At 60.6% G+C, this 1,970-nt stretch carries 2 protein-coding genes; both read left to right on the forward strand.

Annotation, left to right across the window (positions count from 1 at the left end; translation table 11 throughout):
* Positions 1–54 precede the first annotated feature (54 nt).
* Entirely contained in the window at positions 55–1,380 is a 1,326-nt protein-coding gene (locus tag NW819_RS01510) for an FIST N-terminal domain-containing protein (protein ID WP_414412683.1), read from the forward strand.
* Positions 1,381–1,461: 81 nt separating this feature from the next.
* Positions 1,462–1,970 (forward strand): M17 family peptidase N-terminal domain-containing protein (locus NW819_RS01515; protein WP_414412684.1); only part of this gene is annotated, 509 nt, incomplete at its 3' end.

Here is a 1,970-nt window from a genome sequence, read left to right on the forward strand (position 1 = left end):
GGCCATAAATTGCTAGCCTAAAGACAGCAAACTCCAGACCGTAGGAACACGCCGATGCAGTGGGTGAACGCGCTCTCCCAGCTCCCTTCCCTAGAAGCGGCTCTGCGGCAGGTGGTGGAGGAAGCCAAGGCCAAGCTTCAGGCAGCCCAACTGAAAAGTGTCCTGAGTCGGCAGGTGCAGACGGTGGGATCCGGCAGCTTGCCGGGGCTGCTGACGGGGTATGTTCCCTCTCAGCCTCTGCGGCCCAACCTGGGGGTTTTGTTTGTGTCGGCGGCCTTTGCCAGCGAATACATCCGGGTGTTGCCATTGCTGTCGGGGCTGCTGGAGGTGGACGTTTTGATCGGCTGCTCCGGGGGTGGCATTGTGGGTGGCGGGCATGAAATTGAGGATGGCCCGGCTCTCTCCTTGTCTTTGGCGGTCATGCCGGAGGTGGTGCTGCATCCTTTTCATCTGCGGGGGAACCAATTGCCAGACTTGGATGCGGCTCCTTCTGCCTGGGTCGATTGTGTTGGGGTTTCGCCGCAGAGCAAGCCTCATTTTCTGCTCTTGGCCGATGGATTTTCCTCTGGCATCTCAGAGTTGCTGCAGGGGTTGGATTTCGCCTATCCGGGATCAGTCAAAGTGGGGGGATTGGCCAGTGGGGGCCGCGGCCCTCGGGGCAATGCTCTGTTTTTGCTGGATGCGCGTACCCTCACACCTCGGCGGGAGCTGTATCGAGAGGGCACAGTGGGGCTAGCGCTCTACGGCAATGTGGTGCTGGATGCAGTGGTGGCCCAGGGGTGTCGCCCCATTGGGGATCCCTTGCGGGTGACGGAAGCAGAGGGGAATGTGATTCTTGGCTTGGAGGGTCGCCCTCCTCTAGCGGTTTTGCAGGACTTGGCAGAGCGGCTCAGTCCCGTGGATCAGCGATTGGCCCGCCACTCTCTCTTCATCGGCCTGCTGATGGATGAGTTCAAGTCGGAGCCGACGCCGGGAGATTTCCTCATTCGCGTAATCTTGGGCGTTGATCCGCGCGTGGGGGCGCTGGCCATCGGGGATCAGGTGCGCCCTGGCCAGACGGTGCAATTTCATCTGCGGGATGCCCAGACTTCGGCAGAAGATCTGCGTTGGGCCCTCAGCCGCTATTGTGCCGAGCGCAACTTGAGGCAAAGCCCCTCTCAACCGAGGCCGGAGCCTTGTGGGGCGTTGATGTTCTCCTGTTTGGGGCGAGGCAAGGGCCTGTACGGCACTCCCGATTTTGACTCGCAACGGTTTCGGGAATTGCTTGGAGAGCTGCCCTTGGGGGGGTTCTTTTGCAATGGTGAGATCGGCCCCGTTGGGGGATCCACCTTTTTACACGGCTACACTTCCTGCTTCGGGATCTTCCGGCCCGCCCACTAGAGGGGGGATCCCTCGCCCTAAGAGCCGGCGAAATTGGATAGACTGGGGATCCCATGTCAACAGCTTGGTCAAGGATTTCTCATGCAGCTTCATCTCAGCGAGCCGCCACTCACTCAAGGGGAATGTGCCCTGGTCTATTGCTTTGCCGCTTCCGGCGGGAATGGCCGCTTTCCTCTGCCCCCTGAGATCGCCTCTTGGGATGAAAAGGCGTGGTCAGGGCTGGTGGCGGAAACCGTTCAGGAGCAGGGGTTTCAGGGGAAGCCGAATAGCAGTGTTGCCCTGCGCCTGACAGGAGAGATCCGCAAACTGGTGTTGGTGGGGCTAGGGGATCCCGCGGCCCTAACGCTAGAAGCCCTACGACGGGCCACAGCCAACGGCCTGCGCCAGGCTCACAGCTTAAAAGCCAAGCAGGTGATGCTGTCTTTGCCGGAGACGGGGTTGGATCGGGTGCGTGGGGTTCAGGCGGTGGCCGAAGCCTGCCTACTGGTGGCGCACCGGGACAATCGGTTTAAATCTTCAGCCAAAGGGGAAGAGGAAAACAGCTTTTCTGTGCAGGAAGTAACTCTCTTGGTGCCGGGGTTGGCCCAGGC

Origin of the sequence: Synechococcus sp. R8-2 (assembly GCF_047461715.1) — a bacterium.
GTDB lineage: Bacteria > Cyanobacteriota > Cyanobacteriia > Thermostichales > Thermostichaceae > Thermostichus.